General features: G+C 49.5%; 18 protein-coding genes. 10 read left to right on the top strand and 8 right to left on the bottom strand.

The genetic code is table 11. The features are described 5' to 3' along the window. The first annotated feature begins 13 nt into the window (after nt 1–13). From BLQ88_RS32070 to BLQ88_RS32050, 5 genes are all read left to right on the top strand, one after another. Entirely contained in the window at nt 14–418 is a 405-nt protein-coding gene (locus tag BLQ88_RS32070) for a hypothetical protein (RefSeq protein WP_090157115.1), read from the top strand. A 49-nt stretch (nt 419–467) separates the two neighbouring features. Next, nucleotides 468–872, top strand: coding sequence for a ketosteroid isomerase-related protein (locus tag BLQ88_RS32065; RefSeq protein WP_090157114.1), 405 nt, complete (start codon nt 468–470; stop codon nt 870–872). Next, nucleotides 869–1,471, top strand: coding sequence for a GNAT family N-acetyltransferase (locus BLQ88_RS32060; protein WP_090157113.1), 603 nt, complete (start codon nt 869–871; stop codon nt 1,469–1,471). The genes BLQ88_RS32065 and BLQ88_RS32060 overlap by 4 nt, the downstream gene beginning before the upstream one ends. A 4-nt stretch (nt 1,472–1,475) precedes the next feature. Then, nucleotides 1,476–2,378, top strand: coding sequence for a carbon-nitrogen hydrolase family protein (locus BLQ88_RS32055; protein WP_090157112.1), 903 nt, complete (start codon nt 1,476–1,478; stop codon nt 2,376–2,378). Between the two features lie 420 nt (nt 2,379–2,798). Beyond that, complete coding sequence (locus BLQ88_RS32050; protein ID WP_090157111.1) at nt 2,799–4,232, top strand: T9SS type A sorting domain-containing protein; 1,434 nt, start codon at nt 2,799–2,801, stop codon at nt 4,230–4,232. A 66-nt stretch (nt 4,233–4,298) separates the two neighbouring features. On the opposite strand, the gene BLQ88_RS32045 is transcribed toward BLQ88_RS32050, so the two are convergent. From BLQ88_RS32045 to BLQ88_RS32035, 3 genes are all read right to left on the bottom strand, one after another. Continuing rightward, complete coding sequence (locus tag BLQ88_RS32045; RefSeq protein WP_090157110.1) at nt 4,299–6,062, bottom strand: PQQ-dependent sugar dehydrogenase; 1,764 nt, start codon at nt 6,060–6,062, stop codon at nt 4,299–4,301. A gap of 11 nt (nt 6,063–6,073) precedes the next feature. Beyond that, nucleotides 6,074–7,261, bottom strand: a complete 1,188-nt coding sequence (locus BLQ88_RS32040) for an amidohydrolase/deacetylase family metallohydrolase (RefSeq protein WP_090157197.1) — start codon at nt 7,259–7,261, stop codon at nt 6,074–6,076. A gap of 71 nt (nt 7,262–7,332) precedes the next feature. Next, nucleotides 7,333–8,625 carry an amidohydrolase/deacetylase family metallohydrolase gene (locus BLQ88_RS32035; protein ID WP_090157109.1) on the bottom strand — a complete coding sequence of 431 codons (1,293 nt, stop codon included), beginning with the start codon at nt 8,623–8,625 and terminating at the stop codon, nt 7,333–7,335. A gap of 912 nt (nt 8,626–9,537) precedes the next feature. Here BLQ88_RS32035 and BLQ88_RS32030 point away from each other — a divergent pair. Together BLQ88_RS32030 and BLQ88_RS32025 are read left to right on the top strand one after the other, a co-directional pair. Beyond that, nucleotides 9,538–10,575 carry a hypothetical protein gene (locus tag BLQ88_RS32030; RefSeq protein ID WP_090157108.1) on the top strand — a complete coding sequence of 346 codons (1,038 nt, stop codon included), beginning with the start codon at nt 9,538–9,540 and terminating at the stop codon, nt 10,573–10,575. Between the two features lie 11 nt (nt 10,576–10,586). Beyond that, nucleotides 10,587–12,476 carry a YjbH domain-containing protein gene (locus tag BLQ88_RS32025; RefSeq protein WP_143016984.1) on the top strand — a complete coding sequence of 630 codons (1,890 nt, stop codon included), beginning with the start codon at nt 10,587–10,589 and terminating at the stop codon, nt 12,474–12,476. A gap of 69 nt (nt 12,477–12,545) precedes the next feature. Here the strand turns inward: BLQ88_RS32025 and BLQ88_RS32020 are convergent, their stop codons facing one another. Both BLQ88_RS32020 and BLQ88_RS32015 read right to left on the bottom strand, forming a co-directional pair. Continuing rightward, nucleotides 12,546–13,433, bottom strand: a complete 888-nt coding sequence (locus BLQ88_RS32020; RefSeq protein ID WP_090157107.1) for a dienelactone hydrolase family protein — start codon at nt 13,431–13,433, stop codon at nt 12,546–12,548. A gap of 72 nt (nt 13,434–13,505) precedes the next feature. After that, nucleotides 13,506–14,771 carry a hypothetical protein gene (locus BLQ88_RS32015; RefSeq protein ID WP_090157106.1) on the bottom strand — a complete coding sequence of 422 codons (1,266 nt, stop codon included), beginning with the start codon at nt 14,769–14,771 and terminating at the stop codon, nt 13,506–13,508. 294 nt (nt 14,772–15,065) lie between these two features. Here BLQ88_RS32015 and BLQ88_RS32010 point away from each other — a divergent pair, with 294 nt between their 5' ends. The 3 genes from BLQ88_RS32010 (at nt 15,066) to BLQ88_RS32000 (ending at nt 17,245) form a co-directional block, all read left to right on the top strand. After that, the gene (locus tag BLQ88_RS32010) at nt 15,066–15,698 is read left to right on the top strand and encodes a hypothetical protein (protein WP_143016983.1); all 633 of its coding nucleotides are present in this window, start codon (nt 15,066–15,068) and stop codon (nt 15,696–15,698) included. A gap of 140 nt (nt 15,699–15,838) precedes the next feature. Continuing rightward, nucleotides 15,839–16,471, top strand: a complete 633-nt coding sequence (locus tag BLQ88_RS32005; protein WP_143016982.1) for a hypothetical protein — start codon at nt 15,839–15,841, stop codon at nt 16,469–16,471. Nucleotides 16,472–16,618: 147 nt separating this feature from the next. Further along, nucleotides 16,619–17,245 carry a hypothetical protein gene (locus BLQ88_RS32000; protein ID WP_090157103.1) on the top strand — a complete coding sequence of 209 codons (627 nt, stop codon included), beginning with the start codon at nt 16,619–16,621 and terminating at the stop codon, nt 17,243–17,245. Between the two features lie 18 nt (nt 17,246–17,263). On the opposite strand, the gene BLQ88_RS31995 is transcribed toward BLQ88_RS32000, so the two are convergent. The 3 genes from BLQ88_RS31995 to BLQ88_RS31985 all read right to left on the bottom strand — a co-directional run. Next, entirely contained in the window at nt 17,264–17,473 is a 210-nt protein-coding gene (locus BLQ88_RS31995; RefSeq protein ID WP_229212954.1) for a hypothetical protein, read from the bottom strand. Nucleotides 17,474–17,608: 135 nt separating this feature from the next. Next, the gene (locus tag BLQ88_RS31990) at nt 17,609–18,655 is read right to left on the bottom strand and encodes a hypothetical protein (protein WP_090157102.1); all 1,047 of its coding nucleotides are present in this window, start codon (nt 18,653–18,655) and stop codon (nt 17,609–17,611) included. Between the two features lie 159 nt (nt 18,656–18,814). Further along, on the bottom strand, nt 18,815–19,104 hold a 290-nt coding region (locus tag BLQ88_RS31985; RefSeq protein ID WP_143016981.1), incomplete at its 5' end, for a transposase.

Below are 19,104 nucleotides of genomic sequence, written 5' to 3'. Positions count from 1 at the left end.
TCCTTTGATACCTATGAAATTTTTCAAGAACAAGAAAAACCTGTTGCTGCTGGCGCTGGCCGTGATTATCGGCTACATCGTCTACGATTCCGCGTCGCAGCCCACCGTGGCCGACTTGCAAGGCGGCTTTCGGGAAGTGGCGCTGTACCGGAATGCAAACAATACCGGCCCGATCGTCCGCGTGTATGCGGTGACTGTGCAGGACACGCATTCAAAGGACCTGCGCAAATACGGCGACCTTATGCCCTACACCAAATACGGCACCACGACAGTCTATTTTTTCAATGCCGCGAAACCATTCCCGAACACCCTGGCCGCCAGCGAACCGCATTTTTGTTCTGAATTTTCACCCAACGTCATTGGCGTGTACCGTAAAGATGCCAACGGCCAGATTTCGCTCGATGAAAAGCCGTTTTAAGCATATTAGCCCCATTTTTGACCTCAATCGTTTTTAAATAGATACTTATATGACTGCACTAGAAACCGTTCAGCAATACTATGAAGCCTTCAATGCCAAAAACTGGAAAGGCATGCTCGCATTACTCCACCCCGAAGTAAGGCACGAAGCCAACCAGGGCGACGTTCGCGTTGGATTGGACAAATTCACTGCATTCCTTCAAAAAATGGACGAAGCTTACGAGGAAACGCTGACAAACATGGTGTTTTTTACTGAATCGCAGGATAAGCGTGTGGCCGTGGAGTTCGTGGTGAACGGCATTTACAAACAGGCGGAAGAGGGCCTTCCCGAAGCGCACGGGCAGTCGTATGTGCTTCCCGCAGGCGCATTCCTGGAAGTGACCGACGGCAAAATCAGTCGCGTTACCACCTATTATAACCTGCCGCTCTGGATCGAACTCGTTTCCAAACCATGACCGCCGAACTGACATTCGTGCGAAAAACCGGGCCAGCCATCGCCGAAGTGTTTGACGACCTTGCCAGGCTCCGCATTGCTGTTTTCAGGGACTATCCTTATTTGTACGAAGGCAGTGAGGAATATGAAAAGGGCTATTTGCAAACCTACCTGCAATCGGAGCAATCTTTTTTGTTCGCTGTTTATGATGGCTATGCGATGGTGGGGGCAACGACCTGCATTCCGCTGAAAGACGAAACGGCAGAAATACGCAAGCCATTCGAAGAGGCCGGTTTTGACGTAAATACCATTTGCTATTTCGGTGAAAGCATTCTTTTGCCTGCCTATCGTGGAATGGGGCTCGGCCACCGGTTTTTCGACGAGCGCGAGGCGCACGCGCGAAGCCTCAGCACGATGGAAAGCTGCTGCTTCTGTTCCGTTGACCGCGGCGAGCATCACCCGCTGAAACCTGCCGAATACCGTTCCAATGATGCATTCTGGCTAAAACGCGGTTATCGGAAAGAGCCGACATTGCAAAGTACCATGGAATGGCCCGATTTGGGAGAACCTGTTCCTTCGCCCAAAACCATGATTTTCTGGACAAAACCGCTCAACAGCTAAGCCTATGCAGCAAGTAACCGTCGCTTCGGCGCAATACCCGATCACCGAACACCCGGATTTCGCTTCCTGGCAGGCCCACACCGAAAAATGGGTGTCCGACGCGGCGATCCGAGGTGCGGAGCTGCTCCTTTTTCCGGAGTATGGGGCGATGGAGCTTGTGAGCATTTTCGATGATGAAATCCGGAACGATATTCGCCGTCAGATAACTGAGCTGAACAATCTGAAAAATGATTTTTGCGCAACATTTGAAACGCTTGCGCGCAAATACCGCGTCACCATCGTGGCGCCGAGCATTCCGGTGATTGAAAACGGCTTAAACCTTAATCGCGCTTTTGTCTTTTCGGTCAATGGACTGGCCGGTTACCAGGATAAATTTTTCATGACCCGCTTCGAAAACGAGCATTGGGGCATTGAGAGTGCGCCGAAACAACTCACCGTTTTTGAAGCACCGTGGGGCAAATTCGGCATTCAGATCTGCTACGACGTCGAATTTCCGATCGGTGCACAGAAACTTTGCGAGGCCGGTGCCAAACTGATCCTCTCCCCAAGCTGCACCGAAACCATCCGGGGCGCCACGCGCGTACACGTAGGAGCCCGCGCCCGCGCCCTCGAAAACCAGGCTTACACCATCGTTTCCCAAACGGTCGGTGAAGCGGCATGGTCGCCGGCTGTCGATATCAACTATGGTTACGCGGCTTGCTATACGACACCCGATAAAGACATGCCCGAAGAGGGCATCATCTCCTCCAAAACCCCTCAGGAACCAGGCTGGCTTATCCAAACGATCGATTTTTCGCTCGTCGACGAAGTCCGCCGGGATGGGCATGTGTTTAATTTCAAAGATCAGGCCCGGGTGGCAATGGGGCTTGCACATGATGATGCTACGATTGTTGTTAAATCAATATAGTATTACTTCACTTCCTTTTGCCAAAGGGTCACAAATCCGAATTGGATTCCTCCAAGAGAGTCTCAGCCCCGAAAATTGTACTTTATTAATAGTCATTTTACCACCCACCCAACATGTTTTAAATATGTAACTTTATATTAGAATTGGTCTCATTAAGATCAAAAACATCGTAAGAAATACTTCACCCAAGGTATAAATAACTATCAATCAGTGTTATAAAAATAAATTTATATAGGTTTACTCAGTAATTCTACTGGAAAATACAACTAAATATAGCATATTAGGTACTACTTTTACAGTAACGTATATCTAGTAACGGTTTAGTAGAAAATACTTTATCAAAGTTTCTATCTTTTAACTATTTGAAGATATTGGAAGTATATTGATCTATGATTTTTTAGTCACTAAACGTCCTCTATCATGAAAACTTTTTACCTATGGGCATGCCTTGTCCTCGCGGCATTGTCTGTCCCCGTCAAGTCTCTCGCACAGTGCGAGTTGACAGAACCTGCAATTGAACTTAACAGTGTTTCTCCCAGCGGCTCGGATTGTATTGTTAACATTAACCTTTCCTTCACGATCGATAGAAATGGTGGTAACAAGTTTACCTATGTGCACTTATGGAAACCTCTTGAATATCCCATTATTGATTACACAAAAAAAGCACCGGAAGCCGGCGACCTTAAAAAGGTTCTCGCCACGCTTGCCATCGATATGGATGGCGCAGTGTCATTGTTGTCTGATTATAGCGCCGACGCTACTGTAATACCGCTATTTGCGGGTTTAACTATTTTGGAAGAAGACCTTGGAGGCGCATTATCCCGTATCACAATCGAAAATATTCAATTCCCTGTGCCGGGAGCATGTGCCGACCTTCCGATTCTGAAAGGCGACGTATGGTCTACCCAGGCAGCCAGCCAGAAACCTTCCGTTCACTGTTTTTCAAAGGGTTTCAACCTGCAAATAAACGACCCGGTGATCACTGGTAAAATCAATTGCAACGAGCCGGACGGCCCGAGAACTTATGATCTGGATATCATCACCACCAACCCGACGGCATTTAACGTAACGTATAAATTATACCTCGACGACGGTGTGCTGACCAACGGAAATACAACCTTTGGCATAGGTGATGAGGAGATATATGATAGCGGCGTGACCAGCCTTTCATCCTCGCAACCGATCCATAGCAAGGATGAGCCATACGACTATGATCACCTGGAAGACAAGCGTACGATATGGGTGGTACTCACCGGCCCCAGCCTGCCGAATGCAATTATAGCCGAGCTTGGAAACGGTTGTACGATCACACTGCCCGTAACACTTGCACGCTTTAACGGCTCTTTGCTCGATAATGCGATCAGCCTTTCCTGGACCACCACCGAAGAAGCCGGCAGCAGTCATTTCGATATCGAAAGAAGTACGGATGCGAAAGAATTCATCCAGCTCGGTCGTGTGCAGGCAAAAGGCAATTCGGCAGCGACACAGCAATACGGGTTCCTCGATACCAAACCTTTCGCGGGCAACAATTACTACCGCCTCAAAATGGTTGATGCCGACGGAAAATTTGAATTTTCACGCATGATTTCCATTGACAATGGTGCCAATAGCGTTGCATTCGAGCTTTTGGGCAATCCGGCATCGGGGAGGGAAATCAGGTTCCTGCTTAAAAACGAAAGCGCTTCGAATGTAAGCCTTTTCGACTTGTCGGGGAAAGCGGTAAAATTTTCGCTGAGCCAGACTGGCAACGAGTTTACATTAAAGCCGAAGAACGGCACCTCCGCAGGTATTTATATCCTGAAACTGCAACGGAGCAATGCTGGCATGATCAGTAAAAAGGTATTGATGCCTTAGTTTTCCGCATTTGCACAAAAACACCCGCCGGATATGCTTCGGCGGGTGTTTTGCTTTGGATCAATATCAATTTCCCAGCACCCGCTGCACGTCGCTTACCGAAATGGCGTCGGCGTCGTTCCCGAAGTTCTTGCGGATGTAGGTAAGTACCTGGGCCATTTCCTCGTGTTTGAGGAAATCGTGCTTCGGCATGAGGTCATTATAAGGCTTGCCGCCCACCTGAATAGGACCTTCGAGGCCGTTGGCAACCACTTCTATCAACTGCTTTTTATTGCCCGTCACCCATTCGGAACCCGCGAGCGGCGGGAAACGACTGCCGTCGCCGAGTCCGTTGCGCTGGTGGCAGGGCGTGCAATAGGTATTGTAAATGCGCTGACCGAGCTCCTTGGTTTTAATGTCGAGATTGTCAGCTACTTCGTCGGGCGTGCGTATGTGTGCGAGTTGCTTATGCTTTTCCATCGATGCCAGCTGGCTTGTGCCAAAGCCTTTTTTATCGCCTTTAAACATGATCCGCCACACTTTGCCTTTGCGAGAATCGGTGATGTAAAGCGAGCCATCCGGGCCTTCGGCGAGGCCCATCGGTCTGAATTGCGCGTCGCTCACATTGATAATCGGGTCGACTCCCGCGAAACCGTCGGCAAATACTTCCCAATCGCCGGAAGGCTTGCCGTCTTTGAACGGTACAAAACATACGAAATAGCCCGCCTGCGGATAAGGCGCGCGGTTGGTGGAACCATGAAAAGCAATGAATGCACCGTTTTTATAACGCTCGGGAAACTGGTTTCCCTGGTAAAACAGCACATCATTGGGCGCCCAGTGCCCCGGAAAACCGATCAACGGCTTTTGGTACTTCGCTCCCTCCGCTTCCTTTTTGCCGTCGCCGCCATACTCGGGATTGAGCATTTTCTTCCCTTTCATCTGATCGTAATAATAATACGGCCAGCCGACGTTGGTACCCTGGGTCACTTTTACAAATTCCTCGGAAGGCAATACGGCGCTCTGCCAGCCGCTGAAAAGCTCGGGAAAGAGCCGGTGGAGGTTGTCGCGGCCGTGAACGACCGCGTAAAGGCCTTTATCTGCCGGGTTCCACCGCATTCCTACGATGCTCCGCAAGCCGGTAGCGTACAATGTGCCGTCGGATTGGGTCTGGTTCGGCTTATCGGCGCTGAATTTCCATATGCCGCCGTGCTTTTCGAGGTCAGGACAAGGATTTATTCCCGGGCTACCCGGCTTTCCACCCGGCGAATTCACCATATCCTGGCAAGCGTCGGAAGGCGCGCCGAAGGGCACATACATATTACCCTGGTCGTCGAAAGCCATGGGTTTGGTGATATGCCAATGCGCACCATGCTCGTGATCGTCCTGCAAGATCAGCTCGGTTTTTTCGTCGGGCAGAAGTTGTCCGGGAATGAGTTTGCTGCGGTAAACCGCTAAGGAAGAGCTATAATACAGGTAACCGTTCCGGATGGCAATGCCGTTGGCGAGGCTGCTATGGTCCTGGTAGTTGCCGAAGTTTCGTATAATATCCGCTTTGCCGTCGCCATTCGTGTCCCTGAGCGCGACGGTGCCGCCACCCTGCCCCTTGCCGAAATAACGGAGTTTGATATAAATGTCGCCATTGCTATTCACCACGATATGCCGGGCCAGCCCCGTACTATCGGCAACTACAACCGTTTCGAAGCCGTCAGGCGTAGTGAGGCCTCCATTATCAGGATCGCCGGCGGGGAGTTTTTCCGTACGCATATGCGTAGCGCCCGCGAGTGCAAGCGTAACGAGCGCCAGGCTCAGGTAGGTCCCGAACCTTTTGAATTTGAAAGAATGAGAATGCATGACAGTTTCGGTTAAAATGCTTTTTTCTTCGCCGCCAGTCCGTTCAGGTCCCAAACGACCTTTCCCTGCCGGACGGTCATTTCCACTTCCAGCTTGCGGCTGCCGCTGATACTGTTCCCGGCCGAATCCATAAAACCGAAAACGCCCTCCCGCAGACGAAACAACGCAAGATCGGCCGGGTTACCTTTTTTCAGATTACCCAGTTCGGGGTGGTTAAGAGCCTTTGCGGCATTCCAGGTGGCTATTTCCACCACCTGTTCCAGCGAAAGACCCATCGCCATGAATTTGGACATCACATTAGCCATGTCCTTCATAGCCGAGTTCATGCTGAAACGGTGCAGGTCGGTGCCGAAGGAATTGGGATAAAAACCCTGTTTTACGGCCGGTACCGCCTGATCGAACCAGAAACCCGCGCCTCCGTGGCCCAGATCGAACAAGACGCCTCTTTTCTGCGCTGCAAGGACGAATGGACGTACCTGGCCGTTTTCGCCGACGATCGGCATACGCTCTTTGATGTTCTCGAAAGTGTGGGTAATGATGTCCCCCGGCCGCATCTTCGCCAGTTGGTCTTCCAATGCATATTCGGGCAAATGGCATTCTACAAAAAGCGGCTTGCCGGCTTGCTTTGCTGCCTGCAATGCATGATCGAACGGCGTCCATTCTTTTCCGTTATAATGTCCGATTTTGACGCCTGCGATAACGTCCGGGTACTGCTGCATGACCGCAACCGCAGAATCGACATTCATATCCTGCAAATTCTGCTCATGTGCCGCGCCGGTCATTCCGCCACCTGCAATGTTCAGAAAAGCCAGAATGCGCGTTTTGGACTGGTCGATCACCTGCTTTTTAAACAATGGAAAACTCCGCCAGCCCGAAGTACCGGCATCGACAACCGTAGTTACCCCCGACCTGAATGTAAAATCATCGGGCGAAACGCTGTTGACACCGTTGGCAAATTGCCCCGCCTGCGTGCCTACGAACACATGCGTATGCGGGTCGATAAACCCGGGTGTGAGGTAAAGCCCTTCCGCATTAATTACCTGCGCGGCGGTTTCACTGATATTCGAAGCAACCTTTGCAATTTTCCCCTGGCTCACCGCCACATCCATTTTGCCATTCCTCGAATGGGCCGGATCGATGACGTGCGCACCTTTGATCACCAGCTCGTAAGTCTGCGCAAAACCGTCCTGCGACAGCATTAGCACGAGCCAGAATGCGATCAGCAAGCTGAGATTTGAGCGAAAATGGCAGATTATCTTTTTCATACCGCCTATTTACTTTGCATTTCAGATTCCCAGGGAGCGGCGCCGATGCCGTTCAAATCCCACACCACCTTACCCGCCCGGAGCGTCAGTTCGGCTTCCAGTTTTTTGTTTCCATTCATTTTCAACCTGCGGGCATCTATAAACCCAAAATCGCCGGTGCGCACACTGAAAACGGTAATATCAGCTTCCGAGCCTACACTCAAACTACCCAAGTCCAGGCGTTTGATCACCTGCGCCGGGTTCCAGGTCACGCGCAATATGGCGTCGGGCAGCGGCACACCCATGTTCAGAAATTTGGAAATCACATTATCGAGACCTTTCATGCCGCCGTTCATGCTGTCGGTATGCAGGTCGGTGCTGATGACATTCGCCAGAAAGCCCTGCTTGATGGACGGGATTGCCTGTCGCCACGCAAATGCACCACCCCCGTGGCCGACATCGAACACAAGGCCCTTTTTCTGCATTTCGAGCACAAAAGGTTTCACTTTACCCTGCTCGTCGACCACCGTTTCGCGGTCGTTGGGCCCGTGCGCGTACGTGTGCGTGAAAATGTCGCCGGGGCGGAGGTATTCACGAAACAGCTTTTCGATCGACAACGGCGGGCGGTGCTCTCCAAAATCGACCATTACAGGTACCTCGGCTAGTTTCCCGGCCTCCACGGCGCGCTGCACCTGGCTGTAATCGCCCCAGTAATGCGCCGATTTGATTCCGACGATGATATTGGGATACAATCTTTTGATCATATTAGCGACCATCTGCGGGTTCATATCGCTCAGGTCCTGCTCCTCGTAGCGGCTCGCCATACCGGTACCGACGATGTTCAGAAACGCAAGAACCCGTGTTTGCGCACGGTCGATCGTTTGCGCTTTGAAAAGTTTGAAATTGCGCCAGCCCGACGAACCCGCATCCACGACCGTGGTAACGCCCGTGCGGAATGTAAAACCGTCGGGCGCGACGCTCGTAGCCGCATTGGCAATGTAGGACTCCGGTGTGGTACCATTGAAAACATGCACATGCATGTCGATAAAGCCGGGTGCGACATACATTCCCTTCGCCTCAACTACTTTTTTAGCATCGGAAACAGGGATGGACGCAGATACCTGCACAATTTTTCCGCCGGTAACAGCGACATCCATCATACCGTCAATACGGTTTTTAGGATCGATTACATGGCCGCCTTTGATGAGCAGGTCGATGGATTGGCCATGCGATATACCAACGAGCAGGAAAATCAGCAGCAAGGCAGCGGGAAACCGGATGCACACTGTTTTGAGCCGGAGCAGTTTGAAAAAATTCATGAGAGGTTCAGGATGATTGGATACACACAAAAAAGCATCCAATCAGAATAATATAGTCACTCATTTCGAAAAAACTGTAAATAACCAACGATAATACCGCACAAAACCGCTCTTGCAGACGAATATGCACAACCGGCCGCCGGTCACCGAAGATCGGCATGATCGTCACGGACTATTCCAGAAAAAACGACACTCAACCGTGTTTTCATCATGTGACTTTTAAAAGAACAAGTTTTAATATTCAGTCCTATTGAAATTTATTTATCTCAATATCAATTCATTATGAGATTGTAGAGATATTTTTATTTTGAAATTGAAATCTTATGCTTTAAACTTGTTGTAGATTTTATTTTACATGTAGCAGATTTGAAGTAAAATAACATCTACACATTGCTAGTGGAATTTCATTTTCGAATGAAAACTCTGTCTGGATAGTAACTCACTCAACGTTAAATGACATGATGGAAAATACTTACCGACGGCTTTCGCCACGAGGCAATATGCGCCCCTGCCTATGGGAGCATTTGAATACTCCGACCCTATCTTATAACAATTCTGTTTCACCGGCTTCCCTTCCGGGAATGTCGGACCATCTTCCTCTTACTGATAATTGCGAAAATTCCTTTTGGAATGCGGGAAAGGCACGTGCGGTCCTGATCATGCTTCACAACCAAATGGGTTGCGGAATGGCGTGATAAGGAACATATAGGAGTATCCGTTCGCGTATGCAGCTTGTCTTACGAAGGCAATGCCCGGCATTATTGTGCGATTGGGGATACCAGACTGTTTACAACCGGTAACCAGCCAGCGTTAGGTCAGGCCTTCACAGGCATGCTGACCCGGGAGAATATTGTACTTATTGAACCAATTTAATAGTCCGCCTAATATCTTTTTTCACTAAATCTAACTCGTATGAAAACACGTGCACTGAGGTTACTATCCCTTCTGATGTTCCTTACATTCTTCCTTTATGATTGTAAGGACAAAGAAGCGGATTCACTCCAACCAGCCGATACGGAGCTTTCCAATCAATTGGACAAGCTCGAAATGGCCCCTACCACACTGGAAGAAACACCGGACATTAAACTTGTCCCCGGAAAAGTGGAAACTTCGGCAAAAACCGAAGAATTGAACAAATCATTGAGCACGGTTACTGCGGGAAATATCCCTGCAAGCGTAGCTACGGCAGCCGAGGAAATTTCTACTTCTTTTACCGAAGCTGAAATCAAGGCGTTGAACCAGGTAACCCCGGCGCAGGCAACTAAAACCGTTCTGAATTCAGACCAGGTGCGCGCTATCCTGAGCAAAGCTACCGCTGACGCGAAACTTCAGGGCTACCTGTCGCTACTCACCGCTGCAAAGGTAGATGGCCTTCCTGACGGCGGACGCACAGGCGCCGTTACCGAAGGAACAGCTTCCCAAAATGCAGCTGTTGAAGCTGGCAACGTAGACGATTGTATCGCCCGTGCCAACGAGAAGTTCGACAGAACCAAAGAGCGCCTCGACGACGCCAAAGCAAGAGAGCTGGACAAAATCAACGATGCCTACAACAAGGACCTGGAACGCATTCAGCGTAACCTTGAGAAATGTACCGGTGAAAACAGCGCAGAGCATTTCGAAGCACTTCGTCAGGTAGGTATCAAAATCGCTAACGATGCACTCGCTGCATTGGAAAAAGCGAAGCCGTTCCTGAAACCGGGTCAGTACGAATACCTGAAAGCGTTGATCAACGTTCAGCTGCTCGACTACCTGGCCAAGGTAAACCAGCTCGAAGCTGCCAAGATCGGTACCTGTACGGAAATCGCGGCCATCGCGAAAGCCCGTGCAGAAGAAGTTAAAAACTCAAACACCGCCCGCGTAGAAGCCAGCTACAACGAAGCTCTTGCGAAGGCGATCGAATTGAGAAATAAAATGATCGAAAACTGCCACAACCAGGGCGGCGGCAAATAACGATTAGGCGGATGATTCAATTTGTTAGGAGCAGGAGGGGAAATGTATTGTTTCCCTTTCTGCTTGCTCTATGTCTGAGCACTCACGTACACGCACAAACGAACATTTCGGGTAAGCCGGGGTTGATTTACATCCCTACGGCCCGTCAGACGGACGATGCCGCATTCCAGTTTGGCTACCATTTCAATCCGATTCATTACGGTTTCAGGTTCAACCGTAAAAACTCGGAGGGAATCTATTTTGCCAATCTGACATTGCTGCCGAGACTCGAAATCAACGTCAACCTGCTGCGGATTAATAACGAAGTCAAGCGCGGCCAAAAGGGTATCGGCGACCGGCAGCTCGATATCAAATACCTGCTTTTAAAGGAAACCAGCAAACTTCCCTCAGTGGCCATCATTGTTTCGGCCCCGTTCGGGATCGATAATTCACTGTCTACCAATGCACTCGTAGCGAGTAAAACGCTCCGCCTGGGGAATCGTTTTTACGCCGACGTCACGGCCGGATTCGGTAGCCCGATCCACCTTCAGCGCGACGAATCTGAAAAAAGCAACTACAACATTCTGGGCAATCTTGAAATCATCAAGAAGAAGGACCTTGCCTACCGCTACTTGTCGGGACCTTTCGGAGGTTTCAACCTGCGGTTCGACAACAAAGCGGGGTTCATGGCCGAATGGGACAGCCAGCACTTCAATACCGGACTTTACGCCACGCTCTTCAAACGGTGGACCGTTCAGGCCGGCGTACTGAACTTCGACCAGGTGACTTTCGGGACTTCCTATGCATTGAATATGCTTCCGCTCCCCAAAAGGTTGCGCAATTACCAGGAAGCGGCGCGCGCGAAGCCAGCCAAGCCTGCGCCCGTTTCTGAAAAGGAAAAGTTGCTCAACAATTTTGAAAACCTGACGATCGGTTCCGACTCCGGGAAAATAGCTTACGAGCAGCGGCTTTACCGTAATCCTTACGTGGGAATGGTGGAAATGGAACGCGCTTTGCCCGATTCGAATAGGCGGGAGTTCGTACCGCTATTCCAGGGCGTGCCGATAGGCGCTTACAGCATAGGCAAACGGATCGGTTATCGACAGCTCGCAAAAAACGAAATGCACCTGCCCCGCTTTTTGCTGAACAAGTACAAGTTCGACTTCTGGCTCCAACCGGTGTTTGCGGCAAATTTTGGCTACCGCGAGAAGACTTTGCAAAGCAACACCAGCCTTTTACTCCAAACGCAGTTTTATCTCTGGAAAGGAATGGCGCTGAATGCAGGCGTGCTCTTCCCGATTACCAACGACATGGACAACCGCCCGAAGATCATCCGCCCGGCACCCCTATTCCTGAACCAGTTTCTTGCATTCGGTAAGCATTTCGTCAGCGCCTCGGCGGGTTATTTTTATAATGATCAATACGGTGTAAATGTCCAGTACCGCCATCACGACCTCTCCGGCCCGTGGTCGTTCGGGTTGGAAGGCGGCCTTACCGGCTTGTATTATTATACCAAAACCGGGATTTACTACGAAAACGTGGATAACCTGCTACTTATCGCCGACGCGGCTTACCGGCTTTCTAAACCGGATGTGACGCTGAAACTGTCGGGCGGGAGATATCTTGCCGGCGATGAAGGTGCCCGTTTCGACCTGATCAGGCAGTTTACCAATGCGGAAGTGGGTTTGTACATTATGAAAACCAATAACGGGACAACCGCCGGTTTCAATTTCGCAGTTCCTATACCGCCCGGAAAGATTGCCCAGGGTAAAAAAGCCAGGTTCCGGACAACCGACGAGTTCCGCTGGGAATACAGCTATACCCGCGGGTTCAGGATCGGCGAACGTTACCGCACCGGCTACCAGCTCGACCAGAAGCTCCGGCAATACCACACCGATTATTTCAACAGGCAAAGACCATAATGCAATCGCCCCGCGAGACTTCTATCTTCTCCGCGGGGCGATTTGGTTTAAAACGATATTCCTGTCCTGCTAGGCCAGTTTTTCCTTAAAGAAATCGATCGTCCGTTTCCAGGCCAGTTCGGCTGCGGCTTTATCGTACCGAGGCGTGGTATCGTTGTGGAAGCCGTGGTTTGCATCCGGGTACATGAATGCCGTATATGTTTTGTGATTTTCCTTCAATGCTTTCTCGTACGCGGGCCAGCCTTCGTTCACGCGCGTGTCCAGGGCCGCGTAATGCAGCAGTAACGGCGCTTTGATCTTCGGGACGTCTTCCGCAGCCGGTTGCCCGCCGTAAAATGGTACCGAAGCCGCCAGGTCGGGAATGCGCACCGCCATCATATTGGCAATGGCCCCGCCAAAGCAGAAACCCACCACACCGATTTTTCCATTGCAGTCCTTGTGGTTTTTCAGATATTCATAGGCAGCAATAAAATCTTCCTGCATTTCATTACGGTCGCGCTTGGCTTGTAACTCACGACCGGCATCGTCATTACCCGGATACCCACCCAGCGGTGAAAGCGCATCCGGCGCGATGGAAATAAAACCGGCCAATGCCGCCCTCCGCGCCACGTCTTCGATATGCGGGTTTAATCCCCGGTTTTCGTGCACTACCACAATTCCTCCCAGCTTCCCTTTTGCTTCCGCAGGCCTGGACAGCAATGCTTTAATCGTCTTCCCGCCTTTGGGAGAATCATAATTCACATAATCCGATTGCAAACGTGGGTCACTCGCCTGTACCTGGATCTGTCCCTGGTAGTCGGGCATCAGGAAGCCCATCAGCGAAGCCACCGTTACACCTCCTACCGCATAGGCGGACAAGCTTTGCACAAAGTTGCGGCGATCGATCCGGTCGTGCGCATAGTCGTCATAAAGGTCGAATACCTCCTGTTTGATGTCTTCTTTTTTGAGCTGGGCCATGGGATTCGGGTGTAAGGTTTGCGGTGAAAATGCTTTTTGTAAAGTAAATGCTTTTTGTTCAGGAACCCGCTGTCATTTAGCGCAATCAAAGCATTTAACCCTGAAAACCCCACGCATACTCGAAGTACTGATAACGGGCGGGTAGGTGGTGACGTAGAGTCCCGCAGGCTGCACGTCGAATGTCCCCATCAGTTCTCCGTACCGCATAGCATCCACTTTCAGCGAGCCATCGCTCACGTAGGGTGCTTTGCCGTAAAAATGCATATACTGCGTGGTCTGATCGGGCTTGTAGATAGCCGTTACCGTTTTGACCGTCCATTTGAAAGTACCTAACGCACCCATGGCACCGGAGCCGCCATGCCATTTGATATTGATCACCCGGGAACCGTCCTGCGCATCGATTCCTTTGATAGCGCCAGACAAATTTGCCCCGGAAATCGGCAGGTGGATCCAGCCGCCACCGCCTACCTGCAACGACACGCCTTCCGGTACCACATATATCCTCGTGTAAAGCTCCGCTACCTCCTTTGTGGGCGATGTCAGTTTCAGCGTGACCGTCGCCGGATTCTTCGCCGGGATCTCGCCAGGCGCCAAATACACCACCTCCTTGCCGCTCCCCGACAATTTACCTTCACCTTCGAGCTGCCAGCCATCGATATAATCAATTTCATTGGGCTTCGGAAGGGCTACTTCCATACCCTTGGGCAACTTCTTCGCCAGTATATTGATTGTGCCCAATCCATACGCTCTGATCGTCACCGACCGACCTGGATCAATGGCCTTATAAACCGGATCGACCCATACGTATTCAAAGAATGTAAAGTCCGTGAAGTGATCCACCTCGATGGAAATGCTTTTCTTCGCCTTATCCAGCGCTAAGCCGCCTACGGACATCCATACCCCTTCCTTGTTTTGATACGCAATACCCAAAGCTTCGGGCATGGTCTGCTCGACCTCCTCTTCGGTGTAGGCGAACGTCATCGTGAGTGCTTTCAGGAATTTCTGGCCATCGGGCAGCATCCGATACCCCGCCCCGACACCCGAGCCATTGGTATTTGAAATAGGCTGCATGGAGATGGCCACATCCTTGTCCAGCGCCCCAGCAGGCACCGTTACCGTAAACCGCCCGTCGCCGGAAGCGATCGTTCCGCCGGCCGCACCGATCGTCTTGACGACCGCCGCTCCCTCGGGCGTTCCTACCGGCTGCACGGCGCCGGCTTCATTGGCAGGCGGGCCGGGCATTTCAGGATTACCATCGACAGGCGTAGGATCAGTGTTTTCTTTACACGCCCCCAAAGTAAGGAGCAAACAAATGATGAAATAGGAAATACGTTTCATGGCTGATTAAATGAATTTTGTCACACGGAATTTTGTATCCGCGATGCAAAAATCATTGGAGAATCAGTCCTATGCCTGGGTAAGCTGTATGAATTGTAAAAACTGCGGGGTTAACTGAGGATAGTAGCGGTGAATTGCCGGGCAATACCGGTATTTCTGATTACCCAAATGACGGATTACCGAAGAATAATTGATAAGTATACTAAATTTTACTTTTATTTGACTTTCTATATTAAATAGATATCTTTCTGATTACAAATCAATTACTACTCAACCTACACCCTGACATTCACTATGAAACAGCACTTCTCCGCCAGTCGATTACTTTCTGCCACCCTGCTATTTGTACTTACTTTGGCAATGTCTTGCACGAAGGACCATGTGATCCCAGAGCCGGTTTCCAATTGTAATAGAGTCAACGGGCAACCCAGGGCATTCCCTTGTGAGTTTGAAATCCAGAAATTGGACTTCATGTGGGGCAGTTCCAATGTCACTGCCTTCGAGACGTTAACACCTACCGACTCGCTTTTTGAACGGAAAGGGGCATATTATAAGTGGTATAAAACAGGCACCGAAAATTTCACCATTGTGTACAAAGTACGGCTGACTTTCAAGCGTATTGCCGAAGGGCCAAAAGGGAAGGATAATCGCTACTACCTATACTTGCTACAGGGCAGTAGCGACTATGAAGAGTCTATAAATTATGGATTTGACATTAATACCGACAATATGGCCGTAGGTCAAACCCGCTCGCAGTTTTTCTACATCGAATTTTCCCTGGCTAACTGGAATCCCAGTCCGCTGTGGATGAATTTATTTGCAATTATCAATCGGGACACTTACGAAAAATTGAAGGTTGCTCCGTACAACTATACCGCATTACGAGACCGTGCAGAATCGTGGATCAAGTTCCAGGCTACCAATTGAGGTTATTGCTTCTGATATATTCATCAGGGTTTCACTTCTTTCATCGACTCATTTGCGGTGAGCAGCTGGATCAAATTACCGGCTGCATATCATTTCCATGATAAATCATTTACTACTCAAACTACACCCTAACATTCACTATGAAACAGCACTTCTCCGCCAGCCGATTACTTTCTGCCACCCTGCTATTTGTACTTACTTTGGCAATGTCTTGCACGAAGGACCATGTGATCCCAGAGCCGGTTTCCAATTGCAATAGAACCAACGGGCAACCCCGCGCATTCCCTTGTGAGTTTGAAATCCAGAAACTGGACTTCATGTCGGGCAGTTCAAATGTCACTGCCTTCGAGACGTTAACACCTACCGACTCGCTTTTTGAACGGAAAGGCCCATATTATACGTGGCATAAAACAGGCACTGAAACCTTCAACGTTACGTACAAAGTGCGGCTGACTTTCAAGCGTATTGCCGAAGCACCGAAAGGGACGGATAATCAATACAACCTGTACCTGCTACGTGGCGGTACCGACTCTGAAGACTTTATAAATTGGGATTTTGACATTAATACCGACAATATGGCAGTAGGTCAAACCCGCTCGCAGTTTTTCTACATCGAATATGACCTTGCTATCTGGAGTCCCAGTCCGCTGTGGATGCAATTATTTGCGATTGTCAATCGAGGAACCAACGAAAAATTGAAGATAGCTCCGTATAACTATGCTTCATTCCGGGATCGTGCCGAATCGTGGATCAGGTTCAAGGCTACCAATTAAGGTTATTGGACCAGCTAACGAGTATCCCAAGCCCGCAATGGCTTTTAACAATAAGATAACTAAATATGACAAGCTACCGGCTGAATATCAATTCAGCCAAGTTCTCTATAAATCCATTTGCTAATCTAAACATACCCTGCATTCACTATGACAAAAAACATTTCCGCTCTCCGACTTCTTTCCGCCATCCTGCTGTTTGCGCTTTCCCTGGCAATGTCTTGCACCGACGACCACGTGGTCCCAGAGCCGGTTCCTAACTGTAACAGACTTAACGGACAATCCCGTGCATTCCCTTGTGAGTTTGAAATAGAAAAGCTGGAATTTATGTCGGGCAGCTCCAATACCGCTGTCGCTGCAACGCTAACACCCACAGATTCCCTGTTTGCACCCGGGAAAGAATATTCGTGGCAAAAAACGGGCACAGAAGACTTCTTGTACCGGTACAAAGTGCAGTTGACTTACAAGCGGATCGCCGAGCCACCTAAGGGGCAGGAAAATCAGTATGCACTCTACATGACCGTCGGCGGAATCGATACAGAAGACTTTCTCGATTGGTCTGCCGATATCAACACGGCCAACATGGCCGTAGGCGAGACCCGGTCACAGTTCTACATCATAGATTACCACCTGAATCCCTGGACACCGATCTCACTCCGGATGCGACTTTTCTCCATTGTCAATTTAGAAACTTATAAAAAGTTACAAAAAACCCCGTACGACTATACCGCGGTGAGAGATCGCGCCGAATCATGGATCCGGTTCAAGGCTAAATAAATGCGTCGCGTGACGGGGTTACCACCAAGGTTTTTCTTCCTTCATGAACCCCGTCGCCGTGAGTACCTGCATCAGCACGCTTGTAACGAGCATCGCACGCACGACAATGAAAACTACCCGGTAGTCGACCTGGGGTTCGAGGATAATCACAGAATAATAGAGGGAAATATTTGTCGCAACCAACAGCACAAAAAGCAGGAATTTCTTCAACAACGTCATCTTCTTCATATTTGCATGGCGAAGATAATGAATGGGTTGCATTTTTCCTGCGGCGGTGGTGGGGGTGGTTTTAATGAAGGAGAAGCAAAAGAGACCATGAATCCTGTTACAGGAATTCATGGTCTCTTTTACTAAACTAGAATATTACTGCTGTAACACAAAAATGGAAGTTGGATGAGCACTTGTAGTTCCATTTGACAAATTCACAGGAACGCCGTTCTTCCAGTACTTCGCAACCCAACCCACGGGGTAGAGACTAACTCCCGTCACATAAACGTCATTCTTTACAACGTAAAGACCCCGAATATCCGTACTGGAAGCGCCCGCGTCATTCAGTATTGTTGGGATTCCATTTTTCCAATATTTTGCTCTGTATCTCCCAGGACTAATTTCATCATTACCTGAAATGTATACGTCACTACCTGAAACTCTCACATGAAAGTTAGATGACTTTTCTCCACCTGTTAACGGAGTTTCTACACCATTCTTCCAGTATCTACCGACATAGCTGGACGTGGAATCATCTACCACGTAACCCACGGCATGGACATCGTTGCCTGCTACGGCAATGGAATTAACCGACGTGAATTTAGAACCATCTCCCAGGGGTATGGCTGCTCCGTTTTTCCAATAAGTTGCGATAGTGCGAGCGCCGGGAAGGTAGGTAAAAGTATAGCCTCCTATGTAAACGTCATTATTGGACACCGCAATGGCATCCGCCCCGCCATGTACCGCATTGTCAAGTTTGACTGATTTTCCGTTTTTCCAGTAAGTTGCACTAGTACTACTTGAATCGGGAGCGTAGCTAACACCGGCAATATAAACGTCATTTCCTGACGTCACGACTTCATTCAGTATCCCCGGCACGCCATCGAGCTGCGTTACTACACCGTTTTTCCAATATCTGCCGATGGTTTGAAATTGCGCATTCCCCTCGAATCCTACCACATGCACATCATTTCCGGATACCGCAATTGACAAGGGTTCTATCGAAATACTGGATGCAGCCTTCGGCAGTATCACTGATGCGCCATTCTTCCAGTACTTCCCTTCATAACCCAGGTTTGATACGTCAAACCCGCTAACATATACGGTTGGCTCCGGATCAGGTATTACGTGATCGACCATGGTACATGATGAGGGGAGCAAGGAAGCCAGAAGCAGCGGCAAATAGGTAAATATTCTTTTCATTGAGTCAGATGATGGTAACAATACATTTTGGACTGCCTCAAATATGTAAAATTATGTTGACATAGAGATGGCTTATAAGTAGTATAATTGAGCGGCCTTGTGCAATTTCGGGTGAAAAGCAATTGTGGATCAAGACCAAATGTTGTGGAGCACCTTGGATTAAGCATATAACTGGGTAAGGCGGTAAAGGAAGAATTCTACATTCCTGACTCCTCTAAACTGCGCCCTGAACGCTTTGATCTTCGCATTGAAAGATTCAGCGGATGCATTGGTGCTTCTGTTATCAAAATAGTTAACAATGGTCTTGTAGTGATTCTCAATCGAGCGGGCAACGGTATTGAATGATTTGAAGCCGGATTGCCTGACCTTTTCGTGCCACTTAGCCAGCCTGGTCAGTCCGTATATTTTTTCTTTTGTAGTCGTGAAAATGTTACTGAGCTCCAATGCCA

The sequence above is a fragment of the Dyadobacter soli genome (assembly GCF_900101885.1).
Taxonomy (GTDB): domain Bacteria; phylum Bacteroidota; class Bacteroidia; order Cytophagales; family Spirosomataceae; genus Dyadobacter; species Dyadobacter soli.
This window is presented reverse-complemented; position numbering and strand designations above follow the sequence as displayed.

Excerpts from the sequence above, each read along its gene's own strand:
- BLQ88_RS32070 (WP_090157115.1), top strand. The coding sequence starts at position 14 with ATGAAATTTTTCAAGAACAAGAAAAACCTGTTGCTGCTGGCGCTGGCC.
- BLQ88_RS32065 (WP_090157114.1), top strand. The coding sequence starts at position 468 with ATGACTGCACTAGAAACCGTTCAGCAATACTATGAAGCCTTCAATGCC.
- BLQ88_RS32060 (WP_090157113.1), top strand. The coding sequence starts at position 869 with ATGACCGCCGAACTGACATTCGTGCGAAAAACCGGGCCAGCCATCGCC.
- BLQ88_RS32055 (WP_090157112.1), top strand. The coding sequence starts at position 1,476 with ATGCAGCAAGTAACCGTCGCTTCGGCGCAATACCCGATCACCGAACAC.
- BLQ88_RS32050 (WP_090157111.1), top strand. The coding sequence starts at position 2,799 with ATGAAAACTTTTTACCTATGGGCATGCCTTGTCCTCGCGGCATTGTCT.
- BLQ88_RS32045 (WP_090157110.1), bottom strand. The coding sequence starts at position 6,062 with ATGCATTCTCATTCTTTCAAATTCAAAAGGTTCGGGACCTACCTGAGC.
- BLQ88_RS32040 (WP_090157197.1), bottom strand. The coding sequence starts at position 7,261 with ATGCTGTCGCAGGACGGTTTTGCGCAGACTTACGAGCTGGTGATCAAA.
- BLQ88_RS32035 (WP_090157109.1), bottom strand. The coding sequence starts at position 8,625 with ATGAATTTTTTCAAACTGCTCCGGCTCAAAACAGTGTGCATCCGGTTT.
- BLQ88_RS32030 (WP_090157108.1), top strand. The coding sequence starts at position 9,538 with ATGAAAACACGTGCACTGAGGTTACTATCCCTTCTGATGTTCCTTACA.
- BLQ88_RS32025 (WP_143016984.1), top strand. The coding sequence starts at position 10,587 with ATGATTCAATTTGTTAGGAGCAGGAGGGGAAATGTATTGTTTCCCTTT.
- BLQ88_RS32020 (WP_090157107.1), bottom strand. The coding sequence starts at position 13,433 with ATGGCCCAGCTCAAAAAAGAAGACATCAAACAGGAGGTATTCGACCTT.
- BLQ88_RS32015 (WP_090157106.1), bottom strand. The coding sequence starts at position 14,771 with ATGAAACGTATTTCCTATTTCATCATTTGTTTGCTCCTTACTTTGGGG.
- BLQ88_RS32010 (WP_143016983.1), top strand. The coding sequence starts at position 15,066 with ATGAAACAGCACTTCTCCGCCAGTCGATTACTTTCTGCCACCCTGCTA.
- BLQ88_RS32005 (WP_143016982.1), top strand. The coding sequence starts at position 15,839 with ATGAAACAGCACTTCTCCGCCAGCCGATTACTTTCTGCCACCCTGCTA.
- BLQ88_RS32000 (WP_090157103.1), top strand. The coding sequence starts at position 16,619 with ATGACAAAAAACATTTCCGCTCTCCGACTTCTTTCCGCCATCCTGCTG.
- BLQ88_RS31995 (WP_229212954.1), bottom strand. The coding sequence starts at position 17,473 with ATGAAGAAGATGACGTTGTTGAAGAAATTCCTGCTTTTTGTGCTGTTG.
- BLQ88_RS31990 (WP_090157102.1), bottom strand. The coding sequence starts at position 18,655 with ATGAAAAGAATATTTACCTATTTGCCGCTGCTTCTGGCTTCCTTGCTC.